The organism is Corynebacterium heidelbergense, from assembly GCF_028609845.1.
In the GTDB taxonomy this organism is placed as follows: Bacteria; Actinomycetota; Actinomycetes; order Mycobacteriales; family Mycobacteriaceae; genus Corynebacterium; species Corynebacterium heidelbergense.
The window spans coordinates 1,218,193-1,236,829 of sequence record NZ_CP063191.1 but is presented as its reverse complement, the minus strand read 5'-3'; the positions used below and the strand labels follow the sequence as shown (position 1 = coordinate 1,236,829).

The 18,637-nt window shown below is 66.7% G+C and carries 14 protein-coding genes and 5 tRNA genes; 13 read left to right on the top strand and 6 right to left on the bottom strand.

The window, feature by feature from the left end:
* Window positions 1-10 precede the first annotated feature (10 nt).
* The 3 genes from msrB to CHEID_RS05470 all read right to left on the bottom strand — a co-directional run bounded on the left by msrB (window position 11) and on the right by CHEID_RS05470 (window position 1,938).
* Window positions 11-430, bottom strand: coding sequence for a peptide-methionine (R)-S-oxide reductase MsrB (gene msrB / locus CHEID_RS05480; RefSeq protein WP_181645925.1), 420 nt, complete (start codon window positions 428-430; stop codon window positions 11-13).
* On the bottom strand, window positions 405-1,739 hold the full coding sequence (locus CHEID_RS05475) for a glycosyltransferase family 87 protein (RefSeq protein WP_112769735.1): 1,335 nt from the start codon (window positions 1,737-1,739) through the stop codon (window positions 405-407). The genes msrB and CHEID_RS05475 overlap by 26 nt, the downstream gene beginning before the upstream one ends.
* Window positions 1,740-1,866: 127 nt before the next feature.
* Window positions 1,867-1,938, bottom strand: a tRNA-Val gene (locus CHEID_RS05470).
* A 347-nt stretch (window positions 1,939-2,285) separates the two neighbouring features.
* On the opposite strand from CHEID_RS05470, the gene CHEID_RS05465 reads away from it, so the two are divergent.
* From CHEID_RS05465 to CHEID_RS05450, 4 genes are all read left to right on the top strand, one after another.
* Window positions 2,286-2,358, top strand: a tRNA-Gly gene (locus CHEID_RS05465).
* Window positions 2,359-2,436: 78 nt separating this feature from the next.
* Window positions 2,437-2,508 (top strand) — tRNA-Val (locus CHEID_RS05460).
* A gap of 54 nt (window positions 2,509-2,562) precedes the next feature.
* Window positions 2,563-2,635, top strand: a tRNA-Gly gene (locus CHEID_RS05455).
* A 101-nt stretch (window positions 2,636-2,736) separates the two neighbouring features.
* A tRNA-Cys gene (locus CHEID_RS05450) sits at window positions 2,737-2,808 on the top strand.
* Between the two features lie 128 nt (window positions 2,809-2,936).
* On the opposite strand, the gene CHEID_RS05445 is transcribed toward CHEID_RS05450, so the two are convergent.
* From CHEID_RS05445 to CHEID_RS05435, 3 genes are read right to left on the bottom strand one after another with little or no spacing between them, the layout of a single operon-like run.
* Entirely contained in the window at window positions 2,937-5,162 is a 2,226-nt protein-coding gene (locus tag CHEID_RS05445; protein ID WP_112769734.1) for a glycosyltransferase, read from the bottom strand.
* Window positions 5,159-6,460: a glycosyltransferase gene (locus tag CHEID_RS05440; RefSeq protein WP_112769733.1), complete on the bottom strand. Its 1,302-nt coding sequence runs from the start codon at window positions 6,458-6,460 to the stop codon at window positions 5,159-5,161. The genes CHEID_RS05445 and CHEID_RS05440 overlap by 4 nt, the downstream gene beginning before the upstream one ends.
* Before the next feature lie 59 nt (window positions 6,461-6,519).
* A complete protein-coding gene (locus CHEID_RS05435) occupies window positions 6,520-7,758 on the bottom strand; it encodes a glycosyltransferase (RefSeq protein WP_273661489.1) in 1,239 nt (412 codons plus the stop codon).
* Window positions 7,759-7,851: 93 nt separating this feature from the next.
* On the opposite strand from CHEID_RS05435, the gene CHEID_RS05430 reads away from it, so the two are divergent.
* The 9 genes from CHEID_RS05430 to pgsA all read left to right on the top strand — a co-directional run bounded on the left by CHEID_RS05430 (window position 7,852) and on the right by pgsA (window position 18,637).
* Complete coding sequence (locus CHEID_RS05430) at window positions 7,852-8,940, top strand: WcbI family polysaccharide biosynthesis putative acetyltransferase (protein WP_238599242.1); 1,089 nt, start codon at window positions 7,852-7,854, stop codon at window positions 8,938-8,940.
* 172 nt (window positions 8,941-9,112) lie between these two features.
* Window positions 9,113-11,734: a glycosyltransferase gene (locus CHEID_RS05425; protein ID WP_273660957.1), complete on the top strand. Its 2,622-nt coding sequence runs from the start codon at window positions 9,113-9,115 to the stop codon at window positions 11,732-11,734.
* A gap of 224 nt (window positions 11,735-11,958) precedes the next feature.
* Window positions 11,959-12,483, top strand: coding sequence for a copper resistance CopC family protein (locus tag CHEID_RS05420; protein WP_238599243.1), 525 nt, complete (start codon window positions 11,959-11,961; stop codon window positions 12,481-12,483).
* Between the two features lie 124 nt (window positions 12,484-12,607).
* On the top strand, window positions 12,608-12,907 hold the full coding sequence (locus CHEID_RS05415) for a hypothetical protein (RefSeq protein WP_112768914.1): 300 nt from the start codon (window positions 12,608-12,610) through the stop codon (window positions 12,905-12,907).
* Between the two features lie 54 nt (window positions 12,908-12,961).
* On the top strand, window positions 12,962-13,606 hold the full coding sequence (locus tag CHEID_RS05410; protein WP_112768915.1) for a copper chaperone PCu(A)C: 645 nt from the start codon (window positions 12,962-12,964) through the stop codon (window positions 13,604-13,606).
* Between the two features lie 15 nt (window positions 13,607-13,621).
* Window positions 13,622-14,980, top strand: coding sequence for a Dyp-type peroxidase (locus CHEID_RS05405; RefSeq protein ID WP_238599244.1), 1,359 nt, complete (start codon window positions 13,622-13,624; stop codon window positions 14,978-14,980).
* Between the two features lie 216 nt (window positions 14,981-15,196).
* Window positions 15,197-17,257 (top strand): threonine--tRNA ligase, encoded by a 2,061-nt coding sequence (thrS, locus tag CHEID_RS05400; RefSeq protein ID WP_238599246.1) that lies wholly within the window; start codon window positions 15,197-15,199, stop codon window positions 17,255-17,257.
* 76 nt (window positions 17,258-17,333) lie between these two features.
* A complete protein-coding gene (locus CHEID_RS05395; protein WP_112768916.1) occupies window positions 17,334-17,963 on the top strand; it encodes an HIT family protein in 630 nt (209 codons plus the stop codon).
* Window positions 17,963-18,637: a phosphatidylinositol phosphate synthase gene (gene pgsA / locus CHEID_RS05390; RefSeq protein ID WP_112768917.1), complete on the top strand. Its 675-nt coding sequence runs from the start codon at window positions 17,963-17,965 to the stop codon at window positions 18,635-18,637. The genes CHEID_RS05395 and pgsA overlap by 1 nt, the downstream gene beginning before the upstream one ends.

The window sequence follows — 18,637 nt, the reverse complement described above, 5'->3', positions numbered from 1 at the left end:
CGCTGCGCGGTTAAGCGGGGGACTCCTGCTCAGGGGTGCTGTCTAGGGTGAGGCATACACTGTTGATGCAGTAGCGCTGGTCGGTGGGGGTGTCGTAGCCTTCCCCCTCGAAGACGTGGCCCAAGTGGGAGTGGCACCGGGAACAGAGGACTTCTACCCGCCGCATCCCCAGGGAGTTATCCTCCCGCAGCTCCACGGCCGAGGAGTCCGCGGGATCGAAGAAACTTGGCCACCCGCAATGCGAGTGGAACTTCTCTGTGGAGCGGAAAAGCTCGGCACCGCAGGCCCGGCAGCGGTAAATGCCGGGCGTTTCCGTGTCCGTGTACTCCCCGGTAAAGGGGGCCTCCGTCCCGGCGCGGCGCAGTACGCGAAACTCCTCGGTATCGAGGCGTTCGCGCCACTGCTCATCGGTGAGATTGCGAAAGTCCATCATGGGTGCTGTCGCCCTCCTTAGTGGATGTGGGGCTGCGGGTGGGGGAAGAACGATCATCATCGCTGCTGGGTGCCGGGCGCCGTGCGGTCCGGCGGTCCTGCATCCACCAGACGGCGGCCGTGGTGCCGACGGCGATGATCAATAGGGCCCAACCTACAGTGCCTCGGCAAAATTCCACGATGCGTCCGGGCCACTCCCACCGGTCCGAGAACCACACATCCGAACTCATGCACCAGTAAATCCCCAGCCACGCCACCGGGTTGTGCATGACCGAACGGGAACGTGTCACGGTAAACAGCAGCGGGACAAGGAGCATGGAGTAGTACATCTGCCCCAGGTTGGAGATGAGGAAGACACCCGCCAGCAAAATGGAGCTCGTCGTGGTGGCCCACATCAGCTCATCTCGCTCGCGGTAGCGCAACAGCAGCAGAACCGCCACGGCAACGAAGAGCATGGCAATGACGCGCAGCAGCAGAATTAAGGGACCCGGGATGCCGAAATAGGCCCCCACGCCCTGAATGCTGGAGTTCGCGTAATCGCGCACCTGCCCCAAGTAGGGCACCAGCTCGGTGACGTACTCCTGGGGTTGGGTCATCAGGGGCCACGCGGCGAGATTGAACAGCACGGGAACACCCAGGCCGCCGGCGAAAACCGCCCATTGCTTGCGAACCAGGGGCAGGAAGAGCAGAGGCGCGAATTGGGGTTTGATCGTGATGGCCAGGCCGATGAGAATCCCGGCGAGGATATCCCTGCGGTGCAGCAGCAGGTGGATAAACCCGACGAGGAAGAGCAGGAGGATCCCGTTGTTGTTGGAGAACAGGAGGGTGTTGTACACCGCTTCCGTGCCGAAAAGCGCAAAGATTGCGGTCGGCCACACGCCCCCGCGAAGTCGGTGGCCGAACATGACGGTCAGCACGGCAAGAGCGGCGACGATGGCCCCGCCGTTGACGGCGATGTAGAACAGCCTGCCCAGGCCCGGGCCCGGCAGCGCGGTCAGCGGACTGAGCAGCAGGGTGCCGCCGGGGGAGTAGAGGTAGTGCGGGTCCACGGTGTTGTAGTTCTCCGAGTAGACCGGGATCCCCGCCCGGAAGCGGTGGAGGGCCTCCCAGACCGTGGTGAAGTCGTCCGTCTCGTGCTTGTTTTGGGGAACCAGCAGAACCTTGTGGATGAAGCTCATGGCGGCCAGTGGCCACATCACGAGGGCGAGCACGGTGGATGCCTGTCGCCCGGAAAGCTGTGGGGTGGTCTTTGCAACTCCCGGGGACTGAGTGGGCGCCTTCGTGGCGCGCGAAGATGACCTAACCATGATGAGACCACAGTGTAGGGGCCGCTGGGGGGCGGCGAGGCGAGGCGCACCGAGGGTCTCGACGCGGCGACCAGACAAAACGAAAGCACCGGCGCCGTTAAGGGCAACCGGTGCAGAAACTTGGCTGTGGTCCTAACTGGGATCGAACCAGTGACCTTTCCGGTGTGAACGGAACGCTCTCCCGCTGAGCTATAGGACCGAAATCGGGAGTGGGTCGTACCAGGCAGGCCATCGGCAAGCCCGGGCTTTGAACCACGAAGAAACATACCACCGGGGTCTGCTTTCCACACAAATCTCCAGCTCACGGGGTTGGACCGCCAGCCCATCTTTGGCGGTGGCCGGGATGCATTCTGTGCTTGGCGATACACCCTGTCCCTGGCATTGACGGCGGTGGGCCTGGTCTAGCCCTGGCGCGGACCTGCGGATTTGGATCGTTTGGCCCCAAGCGGCTAAAGTTCGTGAACGCAACAGCGAATGACATGTGCCGAATAAGCACGTCCAGCTCTCAAGTTGGTACCGGCGCGTGGAGGATGTTGGTTTGCAGATGCGGATGTAGCGCAGTTGGTAGCGCATCACCTTGCCAAGGTGAGGGTCGCGAGTTCGAGTCTCGTCATCCGCTCCCCGGTTTCCCGATATTGGATTCCCTGGCGGTTCATGTATAGCGGCCCAGGAGGATGCCCGGTTTTGGGAGATCCTAGCGCGTATAGCTCAGCGGGAGAGCGCTTCCCTGACACGGAAGAGGTCACTGGTTCGATCCCAGTTATGCGCACGGCTGTAAGACGCGGCTGCCGTTCCTGTTCGGTGGCTGCATCGCATGGCTCATGCGGATGTAGCGCAGTTGGTAGCGCATCACCTTGCCAAGGTGAGGGTCGCGAGTTCGAGTCTCGTCATCCGCTCACAGGGTCCTCTCGCACCGGGGGACGGCTTCGACCCATAACCGCCGGTTCCGGGGGGAGCACCCTACCTGTGCATACCTATCTGTAGGATGGGTGCCGCTGGTGGAATGGCTGAGTGGCTTAGGCAACGGTCTGCAAAACCGTCTACACGGGTTCGATTCCCGTTTCCACCTCATTTTATGTGGCAGTACCTGGCGCGTTTCAGGCGCGCCATTTCCTATGCCCGAACCTTCCTGCGACCCCACGGTGAGTCCAGCGGGTTGTCGATCACCCGGCGCGTTCGGTCACCCCGGCGACATCATCAATCCCGGGCACGTTGCTTTAGGGTCAGCCCCCTACGCCCGGTCGCGTCCGGCGGAACGAAAGCTACGGCCCCGGCCCGCTCGAAGGCGGACAGCCACCCCTCCATCGGCCACCGGCCCCACTTCGCGTAGAAGCGATTGGCGTTCTCGACGATCTCCGACAGGTGTTCCCACGGTGGCGAGCTGACCGGATGGTGCTGGTGGTAGGCATCGGCCCCGCCGACCCACAGCAGCCGGATCCCCTCCCGGCGCAGGTTGAATCCGAAATCCGTATCCTCCCCGCCATATCCACGAAAGCCCTCGTCGAAGCCCCCGAAACGCTCGCGGATATGCACCCACGTTCGTCCTGTCAGGGCAAACGACAGCGACCAGAAAACGTCATAGTCCCCCGGGGTGGATTCCCAACCTTCCCCCGAGCCCGGCCGGGGCCGCGCCGCGTGGGGGCGGTGGGCTGCCGCCTGCAGCTCGGCCAGCGTTCCGCGTTCTGCTTCACCGACCGCGTCGTTGGGGGGCAGAGCATCCAGGAAGCTGGCGATGCCCCGGGTCTGTTCCTCCGTGAGGTAGGTCACCGGCCCCGTTGCCACTACTGCGGCGCCCGCATGCTCCGCGCCCTTCGGCACGGCTACCGCTGAGGCGTAGCGTTCGATGAGTTCGGCGGACGCGAGGCAATCGGCGTCCAAAAACACCACAATCCCATCGCGCCCCACCCGGTCGATGGCCTGCTCGGCGGCGTAGTTCCGCGCGGCCGCTAGCCGGATGGAGGAGGGGCCGTGACCGGTGTCGGACGGATCGGTGGGCAGGTCCACAATCTCTAGGTCGGGGGCATCCGAAAGCGCGGCGCGCAGTTCGGCGGCGGAGTCCAAGGCCACGCAGAGGTGGCGGACCTCGCGCTGATCGACGCCGCTGCCCGCCCCCTGCGCGAACATCTGAACGCTACGGTGTTGGCGCCGGAGATGATCGGCGCGGGAGACCGTCGCGAGGGTCACGATGCACACGGGGGGCTGCGGACGCGTGAGGGGTTCGCGGGTGTGGGCCAGGGCTGTCATGGCCCCGCTGAGCCGACCCCCGCTCGCAACCTGGGCGATGACCTCGGCGGCCCGGGCGGTGGCCCCCGAGACCTGCCAGTGCTCCCACTCGCAACCTCGCGTCCGCCCGGTCTGGGCACCATCACCCAGCCGCCACGCCGCCTGCAGGTGGGGCTCCCACTGCGTAGCGCCCGGTAGGTCCCACACGATATGGGCCAGGCCGGCGCGCTGAAGGAGGCGGGCGGTGGCCTGCTGCTCGTCGTAGGGGCGGTGCTGGGGCAGGAGGATGGCCGGCACCTGGGCGGCGGCGATGTCTGCGACCGAGTTCTGCCCTGCTGCGGCGATGACGAGGTCGCTGGAACACAGGGAGGGGAAGGGATCTGCGACTCGTCGGCTGCCGCCGAGCAGTTGCCAGCGGTAAGCGCTGTGGGAACGGAAGACGTCCTCCCAGTAGGCCTCGGTCCAACTGTCCCCGCCGCTGCCCTGCAATACGGTGATCAGGGGTGCCCGATGATCGTCGGGCGCGGTCGCAGTTGCGGTCGCGGTGCGGGGTGGCCGGGGGCGGCCCTCGAAACGGGTGAGCCCGCCGACGGGGGCGAGCTTATCCGCCCAGCGGTGCAGGTGGGCGGGGGTCGGTACCCAGTTCGGCCACCCGGCAAGGATCGCGTGGGCCTGCTGGTAGCCGAGTTGGTGGGGCGCATCCTGCCGGGATCCGGGCATCGCCAGCGTGACGACTGGCACGCCGAGAAGCCGACAGAGGGCCGCAACCTCCACGGACACATCCACGTACATCGCTGCAGGCCGGTGCTCCTGGATCCACTGTGCGATGACCGCCATGCGGTGGGTGTACCCGGGTACGCCCAGCGGGGCCCAGTGGAGGCTGCCGTGAGCCGTGGGATCCACGTAGGCCTCGGGTGCTGCGGCGAGCAAGTCGGCGGCGTCCGATCCGGCGGCGCCAGCGGCGTTTGGGGAGGCATCTGTTGTTGCAGTTCGTGGTTTGCGGAGGTCCAGGGGCAGGTGGACGCCAGTACCCGGATCCCGGCTGGAGAGAATCTCCGTGCGCACGCCCCGCTTGTTCAGCTCGCGGGCGATAGCGGCGCAGCGGTGGAGGTGCCCGCTGCCGGCGTGATGGGCATACAGGCCAACGGGGCCGCACTCGGCGGCCGACCCAATGGGGGAGGACGGGGGTGGGGCGATCATGACGTGGTCCGGCGGTAGAGCTCGACATAGCGTTCGGTGAGCAGCGGCAGTGCAAAGTTCTGGACGGCGTAATCCCGGAAGGCCTGGCGCTCGTAGTTGCGCACGGTGAGGGCGATCTGGGCCAACTGGTCGGCGAGGTGCTGTTCGGTGGTCTTGCCTTCCGCGAGGAGGTCCCCGGCCTGCGCGTCGTGGGCCCGTCGGCGGTGAGTGGGGGCCAGGCCTCCGCCGAGCAAGGCCCGGGCCAGGCCGCTGCCACGACCGCCGGGTAGGGCGGCTTCGGCAGCGTCCGCGAGCCCAACCCCGGCCACCGCGGCTGAGCTAGGGCGGGCGTTCGGATCGTCGGCTACATCAATTGGCAGTCCGGCTAAAACGGAGGTGACCCCTCCCCGGCCGATGGCGGCCACGGGGGTGCCGCAGGCAAGGGATTCGATCGCGACCATTCCGAAGGGTTCATCCCACCGGGGAGTGACGAAAGTCACGCAGCAACGGCCGACGAGGCTCGCGAGTTTGGAATGAGGCAGGACCCCCAACCACATGACGTCCGGTCCGAGCCGGGGCGCAATTTCCGATCGAAAGTACATCGGATTTCCCACTCGTCCCACAATGATGAGTGGTAATCCAGCGGCACGGGCGGCGTCTATCGCAACGTGCGGCCCTTTTTCCGGAACAATGCGTCCGAACCAAATAGCGTGTGGGCCACCGGGGCCGAGCTTCCATTGCCCACAATCCACCCCATTGTGAATAACTGAGGGCTGGGAGGGCAGGCGCCAGGCCCCGGCGGTGGCGGCGCTCACCGCAGCGAAGGACCCGGCGCAATCCCCGGCGGCGAGGATAGCGTCCTGCATGTCCGGGACCGGTGGCGTGTGCAGGGTGGTCAGGAGATTGTGGTGGGCGGCCACGTCGAAGACGCTGGGATGCAGGCTGTTGTTGTGTACCAGGTCATAGTCGGTTTCGGCGATGTGATCCATGGTGCGGCGGAAGGCCAGGTCCTCGAGCTCCCGGGATCCTGGCGGGTAGGAATCATCTGTGGCCTGCTGATGGTGATCCGTCCAATCCACGGTGGGGAATTCCAGGGAGGTGACGTGGCCGTCGGAGCCCCGAGCGGCGTAGAAATCTACGTCATGGCCGTGGGTGCGCAGGGTCTTGACCAGGATGTGGCAAAATGCTTCCAAGCCCCCGGCATAGGGCTCGCGAATGGGAAAGCGTGCAGGGCCGATAAAGGCAATCTTCAGGGGACGGAAAGTGGTGCACGCCGCAGAAGGCGATGGTTGGGTAAACGCCTTTTCGGTGGTGGTCAAGAAGAAACCTATCTGCTCGTCGGAACCAGTGGGTCTTTCGCTGTGCTATGCGCCGGGGATTAGCTGGTGTCAGTTTGCAGCCGTTGTGAATGCAACTCCCGGTATAACTGGTAGTGGAAACCCACCACATCGACAACTGCACGGCTATCGGGCCTCACCCCCGCAGCGGGGTTGACTAGCAGCTCTCGAAGCTCCACTCCGGCCGCGCGGCCGTCCCCCGTGGGGTACTCCCGTACATGCGATGCCGGGTCTGCTTGGGAGAGAAAGAATCCGCAGTCCGGGACCGCCACGGGCACCCCTAGGTCCTCGCACATGCGCAACCACCCGGAATGTGTCCCACGTTCGTAGGGCAACACCACCGCATCCAGCGCTCGAATCTGGCGGTAGAGCTCCTCATCGGGCATGGGGGGATGCACGCGCGCATCGATGTACTCCCGGTTGCTGCGCAGATGGTGGATCAACTCGTCATCCACCTGATCTTCGTGGACGAAGACGCGGAGTTTGGCCGGGTGGATGTGAGCGGCCAGGTCCCGGTAGAACGCCGGATTGCGCACCACGTTGGAGCGCAGAGATTTAAGGAAGACCCCCACCGTGCGGTGTTCCAGCCCGCACCGCCCCGGCTCCTCCGCGCCCCGCGTGACGAGGTGGGGGACGGCCTGGGGGTTCGGGACGATGGGGGGATGGGCAACCACCGTGGGTGTGCGCCCATACCTGCGCTCGATCTCTTCCTGGGCCCCACGGGAGAGCGTGAGGATGCACTGCGCCGCAGCCAGAAGTACTCCCAACCGCCGACGGTGATCGGCTTGCTGTTCGGGCAGGGCCAGGTGGGGGTTATCCACGTCGTGTACGGTCACCACGAGCGGGATGTGTCGCTCCTGGAGCGCCGCGACGAAATCCTCTACCTCTGCCACGCTGAGGTGCTCGAAGCCGAAGTGGACGTGCACGGCGTCCACGGGATCCACGGGCTCCGCCGAATTCTTCGTCGGCTGACGCAAGTGCGGCTCTAGGGGATGCTCTACGGGATAGTTATCGGCCCACCACTGCGCCTGCAGAGCCGGATGCGGCCACCAGCGCTGGGGGTCCCTGGCGTCCACAATGGGATCGGGAAGAATCCGCACATCTGACCAGCCACCGGACGGCTGCAGCGCGCGGACATAGGGGTGCCCAGCCGGAATGGACAGGATCGTTGCAGTGGTGGGGGAGCAGCCGCGAGGGGGAGATGTGGAGGGTCGGTCCGACGGCTGAGCGCGACGGCCGCGCTCGCTCTCTGCGCTTTCGCCGGCGCCCACACCTGTCATCACGTCGGTTAGTCTAACGGTTCCCAGCAACCCACCTGAACAAAAGGTTGCGGCTACCCTGTAAGAAAATCGGGGGCCGGCTGGACGGCGCCCGTGGCCCACCGAGGAGAGGGGACTCCCGAGCACATGGACTACCTACAGCAACTGGCCGAGGACCCCGGCCGTCGGCAACACTACGGCGAGTTCTACGGCCTTAAGCTCGCCTTCCCGCCGCCGGGCGAGGACGGCGAGGCCGCAGCACTGCCCCGGGTCACGGTCGTGGGTAACTGTCAGGCGGAATCTTTACGGATCGTGCTGAGCAGCACGCAGGCTATCCGCTCCCACCGGGTGCCGCCTATCCATGAGTGGGTCCCCAGCGATTTGCCCAGCGTCTACGCCACCCTCGCGGCCACCGATGTGCTCGTCATGCAGCCGGTGCGCTCAGACTACCGGGGCATGCCCATCGGCACGACGCAACTCCAACAACACCTACCAGCCACGGCGTCAACCGTCATCTACCCGGTGCTGCGGTGGGATGGGCTGACCCCCTATCAGGCCATCGTTCGCTCGCCGCTGGAACCGGGGCTGGATCCCCCGGTTTTGCCCTATCACGACCTGCGCATCCTCGTCGCCGCTGCAACCGGCGGACGGCAGCCGGTGGCCCCCCAGGCAGGCCAGCAGGCCCTGACAATCGTGGCGGAGGAGTCCGTGGAGCAGCTACGGCGACGCGAATCTGCGGCAGGGGCCGTGCAGATGAGCGATGTGCTCGCGCGCCATCCGGTGTGGCACACCATCAACCACCCGGACAACGAGACGCTGCGCACGATGGGGGACCGGGTCTTCGCGCAGATCCGGGAAGCCGAGAGTCGTGGCACCCGCGCGCACATAAGTAGTTCCGCGGGGACGGCGGGGGAGGGGGCCTGCCGGGCCCCGGCCGATCGGGAGATGCTGGGGCGCATCGACTCGCCCCTGGAGCCCGCGGCGCTCACCGCGCTGGGTATGGACCTGGACGCGGGGGACCCCCGCTGGCAGCTAAGCCAGCGGCAGAGCTGGCGGGTCGATGGCCGGGAGGTCCGCGCCGACGAGCTGTTCGCCGAGCATATGGCCTTCTACCGAGAGCATCCCGAGATCGTGGAGGCCGGGCTGCTGCGTCACCGGGATAAGTTGGAGCTACTGGGCTTTGGACCCTACCTACCGCGCTGAGCCCGCCCCGCCCGGGCGCCGTCCGGCGCTAGCGGCCGGGTGGTATCTGCCGGGTGAGATCAGCCGGGCGGGGCGATGGATGATCAAATCGGCAACATATATTCGGCGATAGGCACACCACCAGCAGACACATCACCAGCGGACACATTGACACAAGGAGACGCCGGCCCCTATGGCCCACGAACACCGGCCCGAGGCCCATCAACACCGGCCCGAAGCGCACATCATCATCGGACCCGACGAGCACGGTGTGGTGGAGTACGCCCTCGGCCTTCACGCGCACTGCCCCGGCGCGCTCGTGCGGGAACCCGACCCAGCGCGGATCGCCGATGTGCGCCGGAGGCTGGCGGAGTTCCGCCGGGTCCACGTGACCTTCACGGATCACCTCTTCGGGCCCTCGCCCAGCCAGGCGGTAGATAATCTGCTCGCCCTCGTGGAGGGCAAGAAGCTATCGGTGAGCTTCCACGATGTGCCCCAACCTGCCGAGGGCGAGCAGCGCTACGCCCGGCGCCGCGCAGCGTATGGCCGGTTGGTCCAGCGCGCGGACGTTGTGGTGACGAACTCCCGGGCGGAGGCCGCGGAGTTGGCCGCCGCGGCCGCCGACTATGGCGGGTGGGGCGAGCCCGCACGCTGGCGCGCGAAAATTGGGGTGGTGCACCTGCCGTTACCGCAGCCGGGCAACGCCAACGCCACGGATCTCCAGCAGCAAAAGCAGCAACCACAGCAGCAGCAACCACATCAGCAGCGGCCGACTCACCCTGAGGGCACCCCGGCGGTCCTGGGCATCCTGGGATTCGTGTACCCCGGCAAGGGCCACGAGGACGTCATCTCCGCCCTCGCTAGCCTGCCCCAGCCCCGGCCTGTGCTGCGCAACCTCGGCGGCGTCTCCGCCGGGCACGAGCAATTCGCGGACTCGCTCCACGACCTGGCGGGCCAAGGTCGCGTAGATTACGAGCACACGGGCTACCTCGCGCAGGAGGAGCTGACGCGTCAGATGGCCCGCGTGGACATCCCGGTGTGCGCGCACCGGCACGTCTCGGCCTCGGGGTCCCTCATGCAGTGGCTCGCGGCCGGTCGGCGCGTGCTGGTGGCTCACAGCCCCTACGCCCGGGAGATTGCCGAGGATTTTGGCGAGCAGGTGGTGCTCGTGGAGCCCGGAGAATGGTCCAGTGCCATGGCCGCAGCGATCAAGGATCCACGCTTTGCAGCCCGGTACGAGCCGCGGCCCTGGGGATGGCCGGAGGTGGCCAACGCCGTGGAGGCGCGGTGGGCCCAGCAGTGGGGAAGCGCGACTGAGCTGGCGCTGAACCCGCCGGCCGAGCGGGTAACCGGGGACGGGCCCACCCGCCGTGACGCCTCGGCCCGGTCCCAGCCATCGGTGGCGGTGGTCATGCCGTACTACCAGGACCCGGCGGGCCTGGATGCGGTGCTTGGGGCACTAGGGAAGCAGGATTATTGCGGGCCCCTGCGGGTGGTCCTCGCCGACGATGGATCCCCGGATCCCCTGGACCCAACGGTTTTGCAGGCCCAGTGGGATCTGCCCATCACCTGTGTACGGCAGGAAGACCGTGGGTTCCGCGCTGCCGCGGCCCGCAATCTCGGGGCCCGTGCGGCCGATGCAGCAGACATCCTGCTGTTCCTCGACGGGGATACGGTGCCGGAATCGCGGTATGTCTCGGCAATGGTGGAGGCCTTGGACGAGGACCCCCGGGCCGTCGTGGTGGGTGCTCGCGCCCACGATGTTCCCGGGCAGGCGCAGCCCAGCGTCCCAGAGTGGCTGGCGGAGGGGTGGCGGAGCACCGTGAATCTGCGTGAGGCGGGGGAGACGAGCTTCCGTTTTCTCATCTCTGCGACCTGGGGGATGTGGCGGAATTTCTTCGACGAGTGTGGGGGTTTCGACGCCACCCTGATCGGATACGGCGGAGAGGATTGGGAACTGGCGTGGCAGGCATGGCAGCGGGGAGGGGTGCTGCGCCATCAGCCGCTAGCACGGGCTGTTCACCGTGGCGCCGACTGGGCGGGACGATCCGAGGGAGCTCTGGACCGGGCCTGCGTGGAGAAAAATGCCGAGACGGTGGCGCTGGCCCACCGCATTGCCCATCCCGAGTTTCGCCCACCGGGTGTCCTGTTCGACGTCCCGGAGATCGTCTTTCACCTCGGCCCCCTGGATCCAGGCATGCGGCCCGGCCACCTTGCCTTGGGGATCCAGCGGCTATTGCAGTGCGCCGATTGCACGATCCATATCAATCCCGCAGACGCGCCCGATCCCCGCCGATCCGCGCCGCACCCGCCGTGGTGGGCCGCGGAGTTGGCTAGCGTCCGGGAGCTCTACGCCGCCGATCCACGGGTGCAGTGGCATTCGGACCCGACCGGATCCAGCGCCGAGACTGGGGCGCGTCTGCGCGGACAAAGCCGCTTTAGCGTGGACATCGTGGACTTGAACCGTTTCCTCGCCGCCCTGCGGGCGCGGGCCCGCGCGGAGCAGACCGACGAGGGCACCAGCCTGGCCACCGCGTTAACCCACGTGGCCCGCCGGGGTGGCCGGGCCCAGTGGTGGGTAAGCACGCCCCAAACCGGCGAGGAAAAACGTGAACGCGTACTGGTCTTGGTAGCAGAAGTAGTCAGTACCCGCAGGCGGGCCTGGGAGCGCCTGGAGCGCGCCGGGCGACGGGTGACGCTCCCCGGGCCCGTGGGGCTGTTCAGCGACCTGCCGGATGAGGACCTGGGGGAGGGGGACCTGGCGGAGACCGCCGCACCGCTGCGGTTAGAGGCGCTCTTTGGGAAGTGGCACTAGGGGGTTCGTCCACCCCCACGCAGACCGCCGCGTGGCCTGTGATTCTGCGCACATTTGGTGCTGGTCGGGAACCCTGAGAGGCTGGTACCCGACCACTGTTACACATCAACGCAGTTTAGGAATGGATAGATAACGTGCGCCTTGTAGGTTCTTCCTCCCGTCTTCGCCCCCGTCCGCGGTTTCGTTCGGCAACAGTTCTCGCAGCAACGGGAATGGCCGCGTTCATGAGCGTGGGGCTCGGTGGGACGGCCCAGGCCCACGATCTCGTCGTGCGTTCCTACCCGGAAAACGGCTCCACCATCACTCAGCCCCTGGACCACATCGATCTCGAGTTCTCCGGCGAGCCCAAGGACACCTTCAACACCGTTGCGCTCTCCCGCGACGGCCATGTTCTCGTGTCCGCCCCGCCGAAGACGGACGGCCGCAAGCTGAGCATCGACGTGCCCCAGTCCGTTCCGTTGAGCGACGGTCAGTACACCGTCGGCTACCAGATCACGTCCTCCGATGGACACTCCACCCGCGGCTCCCTGGAGTTTAACTACGACGGCCCCGAGCGCGAGGGAAGTTCCGAATCGGCTGCTGCACCATCCGAAACGCAGGCCCCCGAGGCAACGGCCAGCGAGGCCGCGCAGGACAACGACCGCGGGGGAGTTCCGTCCTGGCTGCTCCCCGTGAGCGGTATCGTCGTGGTAGCAGGAGCACTCGCGATCGCTATTGCCCGCTGGCGGTCCCTCAACAAGAAGGATTAGTCGGCCGCCCGACGGGTCGGCGAAGACGCGCTGAGGTTGGTGGCGTCCTATATCCCCCAACCTGCCCCTGATCCTCTGTGCACCGCAGAGGAAGCCACGAATATGTCCTAGGAGAAGCACGACCATGAAGTTCCGTTCCATCACCGCCGTCGGCCTGGCGCTTGCCACGGCCGCTGCCCTGGCGGCCTGCAGCCCCCCGCACCAGAAGGACGGCGGCCCCCACGTGGACACCGCGACCACCGGTGCCACGGCCCCCAGCGTGGAAACGCAGGAAACCCCTGCAGGACAGATGAGCGGGACCGCCCCCTCCAGCACCGGGGCAATGGGCTGGACCATGAACGAGCCGACTACGGCGGCCAACGGGTCAAGCGGCACGATGGGCACACCCACCAGCGCAGCAGGCGCCACCGCAACGGCCCGCTAGCCCCCGGCCCCCCAAAGACCAACAAACGCTAGAACCACGAGAAAAGAGACATCGATGACCGTTCACTCCAGCAAGAAGATCGCCCTGGCCCTCGCCGCCGTCGCGGGGTTGGGCCTGGCCGCCTGCAGCTCCGACAACCAGGAGCCCTCCAGCGACACCAACGCCGCCACCGAGGCCAAGACCCCCGAAAGCGGCTCGGCCACCACCAGCGCATCCTCTGAGGCCACCAGCGACAAGAAGCTGGAGTTCTCCGAGGGCTACGTGGGCGCCAAGGGCACGGAGATGGACATGACCGCGGCCTTCGGCAAGCTCATGAACCACACCGATAAGGACATCCACATCACCAAGGTTTCCGGGTCCCTCAAGGCCACCTACCAGCTACACCAGGTGGTCAACGGCGTGATGAGCGAAGATCCGGACGGCTTCGTGATCCCCGCCAACGGCGAGTTTGAGCTCAAGCCCGGCGGCAACCACATCATGATCATGAACTACCCCCAGGAGATCGCCGCCGGGGATTCCGTGGAGCTGACCCTCACGGATGACAAGGGTGGCGAATACAAGCTGGGCTCCGTGCCGGTGCGTGTGCAGCAGTCCAACCACGAGCACTACGGGGACTCCATGTCCAACATGAACGGCACCGAGATGAACATGTCCGGTTCCAACATGCCCGGCATGGACCACAGCGAGCACCAGCACTAGAAACCCAGCGAGACCATGTCTGCACAGCAACCGCACCCAGAGAACCGAGTAGGTGGAGCCCACCCCGGTCGGCCAGCCGATGCCCCATCCCTCCAAGGGACACCAGGGCAGGGCGCGGCCGTTCCGGAATCCGCCCCTCGGATTTCCCGCACCTCCGCCATCAACCGCCGCACCATGCTGGCCGGGTTGGGCTTGGCGGGCGCGGGAGGTGCGCTGGCAGCATGTTCTAGCAACGCCAGTTCTGCGGAACCCTCCGGCTCCGCGGCGGCCAGCCCTTCCGCCGGTGGGGGCTTCACGCAGGTCAGCCCCGAAGAGGAGCGCAACGCCGCCCAGAAGACCACCGTGGCCTTCGACGGCAAACATCAGGCCGGCATCGAAACCCCACACCAGCGTCACGGCCTTGTCGTCGCCTTCGACCTCAAGGACCGAAACAACGTCCGACGCGACCTCACCCGCCTCATGCGCATCTGGACCTCGGACGCCCGCGCCATGACCCAAGGCCGCCCCGCGCTGGCAGATCTGGAACCGGAGCTCACCGGGGATCCGCGCAACCTCACCGTCACGGTCGGGTGGTCCCCGCAGCTCATTGCGGACGCCAACATCACCGGGCGCCTCCCCGGATGGCTCCCCAATTTTCGCAACGGCCTCCCGCCATTCAAGGGGGATGCGCTGCAGCCCGAGTACAGCGGGGGCGATCTGGTGCTCCAGGTCTGCGGAGATGACCTCACCGCGGTGTCCCATGCCATGCGGGTCCTCAGCCGAGGCGCGAAGGACTATGTGACGGTGAAGTGGACCCAGCGCGGTTTCGTGGACAGTCCCCAGGGACAAACCCCCCGCAACCTCCTCGGTTTCAAGGATGGCTCCATTGTGCCTCGGACCCCGGAGGAGTTCGACAAGGCGGTGTGGGACCAGCAGGGCGGCAGCGCGATGATCGTCCGGCGGATCAGGTTCAAACTTTCCGACTGGGAGGCCCTTGATCGCGGGGGCCGGGAAACCGTCTTCGGGCGCCGGATCGATACCGGCGCGCCGCTGACCGGCGGCGGGGAGTTCGACGAGCCGGACCTTAACGCAGTTGACTCGACGGGCATCCCTGTCATCGACCCCCACAGCCACGTCGGGATCACCGCGGGCTCCGGGCGGACCATCCTGCGTCGACCCTTCAACTACGACGGCATGACCTCCCGAGACGGGGACACGGGCCTGATCTTCATCTGCTTCCAGAACGATCCCGCGAAGGCCTTCGTGCCCCTGCAGCGTCGGCTGGCGCAGGGGGATCGCTTGAACCAGTGGATCACGCACATCGGTTCGGCGGTGTTCTGGTGCCCGCCGGGCACCCGGGCAGAGGAGTACTGGGGCCAGGGGCTGCTGTCCTAGGGCCAGCCCACGTGTGCCGCAGCGAGAGGCCCCTAGCTAGACCGGGTAGACTCACCGGGGTTAACTCCCCCCGGCAACGCCCCGGTGCGCTGCGCGCACCACTCGGCGGGAAACCCCCTGTCCACTCGAGTGGAGATTAACCGGCTGTCACCGGGTATGTGACCGCCGCCGTAAGCAAGACCCGTGTGCCCCAAGGAGGCCTAAACCGTGAATGCCATGCCAACCGCAGCCCAGCCAGTGAGTTTTACCGTTCCCGCTGGGACAACTGCCGGCACGGCGATGCGCTCCCTGGAGCTACCCAACAAGGGCCCGCAGGCCATCGTCTGCGTGCAGGAACAGCAGGGCGGCCAGCTCCGCGACCTGGCCTGGCAACCGGAGCGGGACACGGAGGTCACCGCGGTGGCGGCAGACACGGAAGCCGGGCGCGCCGTCATCCGGCACTCCACCGCCCACGTCCTAGCCCAGGCCGTGCAGCGGGAGTTCCCCGGCACAAAGTTGGGCATCGGCCCGGCCATCGAAAACGGCTTCTACTACGACTTCGATGTGGCCGAGCCCTTCACTCCGGAGGACCTGGCCCGCATCGAAAAGATGATGAAGAAGATCATCAAGTCCGGGCAGAAGTTCGAGCGGATGGCCTACGACTCGGTGGATCAAGCACGCGCGGATTACACGGCGGAGCCCTATAAGACGGAGCTCATCGAGGACAAGTCCAACGTGGACCCCAACTCTGCAGAGGCCACGGAGATCGGCGCGGGCCAGCTCACCGCGTACCGCAACGTCAACCCCCGCACCGGGGACGTGGAGTGGTACGACCTGTGCCGCGGCCCCCACGTTCCAACCACCCGATACATCCCCGCTTTCGCGCTCACCCGCTCCTCTGCGGCCTACTGGCGGGGGGATCAGTCCAAGGCGGGGCTGCAGCGTGTGTACGGCACTGCGTGGGAATCCAAGGAAGCCCTGGACCACTACCAGGAAATGCTGGCGGAAGCCGAACGGCGGGATCACCGGCGGCTGGGCACGGAGCTGGACCTGTTCAGCTTCCCGGATGAGATCGGCTCCGGTTTCCCCGTGTTCCACCCGGCCGGGGGCATCGTTCGGCTGGAGATGGAGGAGCACTCCCGCAAGCGCCACCTGGCCAGCGGATACTCCTTTGTGAACACCCCCCACCTCACCAAGGGAGACCTGTTCAGCAAGTCGGGTCACCTGGACTTTTACGCCGACGGGATGTTCCCCCCAATGCAGTTGGACGGGGAGACGGCCGCGGACGGGACGGTGACCAAACCGGCGCAGGACTACTACGCCAAGCCGATGAACTGTCCGATGCACAACCTTATCTTCGCCTCCCGGGGCCGGTCCTACCGGGAGCTACCGCTGCGCCTGTTCGAATTCGGCACGGTCTACCGCTACGAGAAGTCCGGCGTGATCCACGGCCTGACCCGGGCCCGCGGGTTCACCCAGGACGATGCCCACATCTACTGCACGGAAGACCAGTTGGAAGAAGAGCTGCAGCGCGTGCTGGAGTTCATCCTCTCCCTGCTGCGGGATTACGGGTTGGACGACTTCTACCTGGAGCTTTCCACGAAGGACCCGGAGAAGTTCGTTGGCTCCGACGATATCTGGGAGCGCTCCACGGCCATCCTTGAGCGGGTGGCCACGGCCTCCGGGCTCGAGCTCGTGCCGGATCCGGGCGGGGCGGCCTTCTACGGGCCGAAGATCTCCGTACAGGCCCGCGACGCCATCGGCCGCACCTGGCAGATGTCCACCGTGCAGTTGGACTTCAACCTGCCCGAGCGCTTCGAGCTGGAGTACACCGCCCCGGACGGCTCCAAGCAACGACCCATCATGATCCACCGGGCCCTGTTCGGGTCCATCGAGCGCTTCTTCGGCGTGCTGCTGGAGCACTACGCCGGGGCCTTCCCGGCGTGGCTGGCGCCGCACCAGGTGATGGGCATCCCCGTCGCCGACGAGTTCAACGGCTACCTGGAGGGCATCATGGCGCAGTTGCGGGCCCGGGGCGTGCGCGCGGAGGTGGATACCTCCGACGACCGAATGCAGAAGAAGATCCGCACCCACACCACGGGTAAGGTCCCCTTCATGCTGCTGGCTGGGGCCCGCGACGCGGAGGCCGGTGCAGTGAGCTTCCGCTTCCTCGACGGCACGCAGGTCAATGGCGTGGCGCAGGAGGCCGCGATCGATCTAATCTGCGAGTGGATCTCCAACCGCCGCAACGAGCAGCCGACGAAGGAGATGGTGGCCGCGGCCCTGGCCGAGGGCTAGGTGCCGCCGCAGAACGCAATTTCACCAGCAGCACGCGCGCCATGGGCCCGAGACGAGGAGACGGAACTTCAACGCGATGAGTACAGAGACCGGTGCAGACGCACAAGCGCAGGAACCATATCGGGATAGCGGCGTAGGGGATACTCCGAAGCTGCCCGATGGACTACTGCGATTGTGGGCCCCGTATCGATCGGCGTACCTGACCACTGAATCCCGCTCCGAGGACCCCTTCCTGGACATCCCCCAGATGTCCGACGAAGACGGGCTCGTCGTCGCCCGCGGCGAGACCGTCTACTGCGTGCTCAACCTCTTTCCCTACAACCCGGGGCACATGATGGTGGTGCCCTACCGCCAGGTCGCGGACTACGCGGACCTCACCTGGGCGGAGACGCAGGAACTCGCCCGCTTTACCCAGCACGCCCTGCGGGTGCTGCGGGAGGTCTCCCACCCGGATGCCGTCAACGTGGGCATGAACCTCGGCCGGGCCTCCGGGGGTTCCGTTCCCACCCACCTGCACCAGCACATCGTGCCGCGCTGGGCGGGGGATTCCAGCTTTATGACCGTGATCGCCGGCACGAAGGTGCTCCCGCAGGTGCTGGGAGAGACCAGGGAGCTGCTCGCCAAGGCCTGGCGGAAACTGCAGGATGCGGATGGGCCGGGCGTCCACAAGACGGAAAACCAGCAACGCGGAGACGGGGACATCTGATGCTCAGCGTGCATGGACGCCGCCCCGCCGCCGTAGTCATCGAACCGGTGGCCCGCAAGCTGCTGAGCTGGGGCCTGACCCCCAACATGGTCACCGCCGGATCCACCGCCGCTGCCGTCGCCGCCGCTGTGGGCCTCATCCCCACCGGCCACCACGCCGCCGCCGCAATCCTCATGGGGCTCATCGTGTGCACCGACATGGTGGACGGCACCATGGCCCGCCTCCGCGGGGGCGGCACCCGCTTCGGGGCCACCCTGGATGCCTCCTGCGACCGGATCGCCGACGGCGCCCTCTTCGGCGCGATCGCCCTGGACTTCGCCCTCCACCGTCCGGGGGAGAGCGTCCTGCTCGCGCTGACGCTCATTATCCTCGTGGCCAGCCAGGTCACCAGCTACGTCAAGGCCCGCGCGGAGGCCAGTGGCATCAAGGTCGTCGGCGGGTTCATCGAGCGGCCCGAGCGGCTCATCATCGGTCTCGTGTCGCTCGGCCTCTCCGGGTTCGGGGTTCCCTACATCCTCGCGGCCGGGCTATGGATCCTGTGCCTGGGATCCGTCTACACCGTGGCGGAGCGGCTGGTCATCGTCGGACGCTCCAATATCGCCGGGGAGGGCATCGCCGCCCCGGAGGGGGCCCGAGAGTTCCAGCGGGGGTCCCGAATCCAGGAAGGGCGCTAA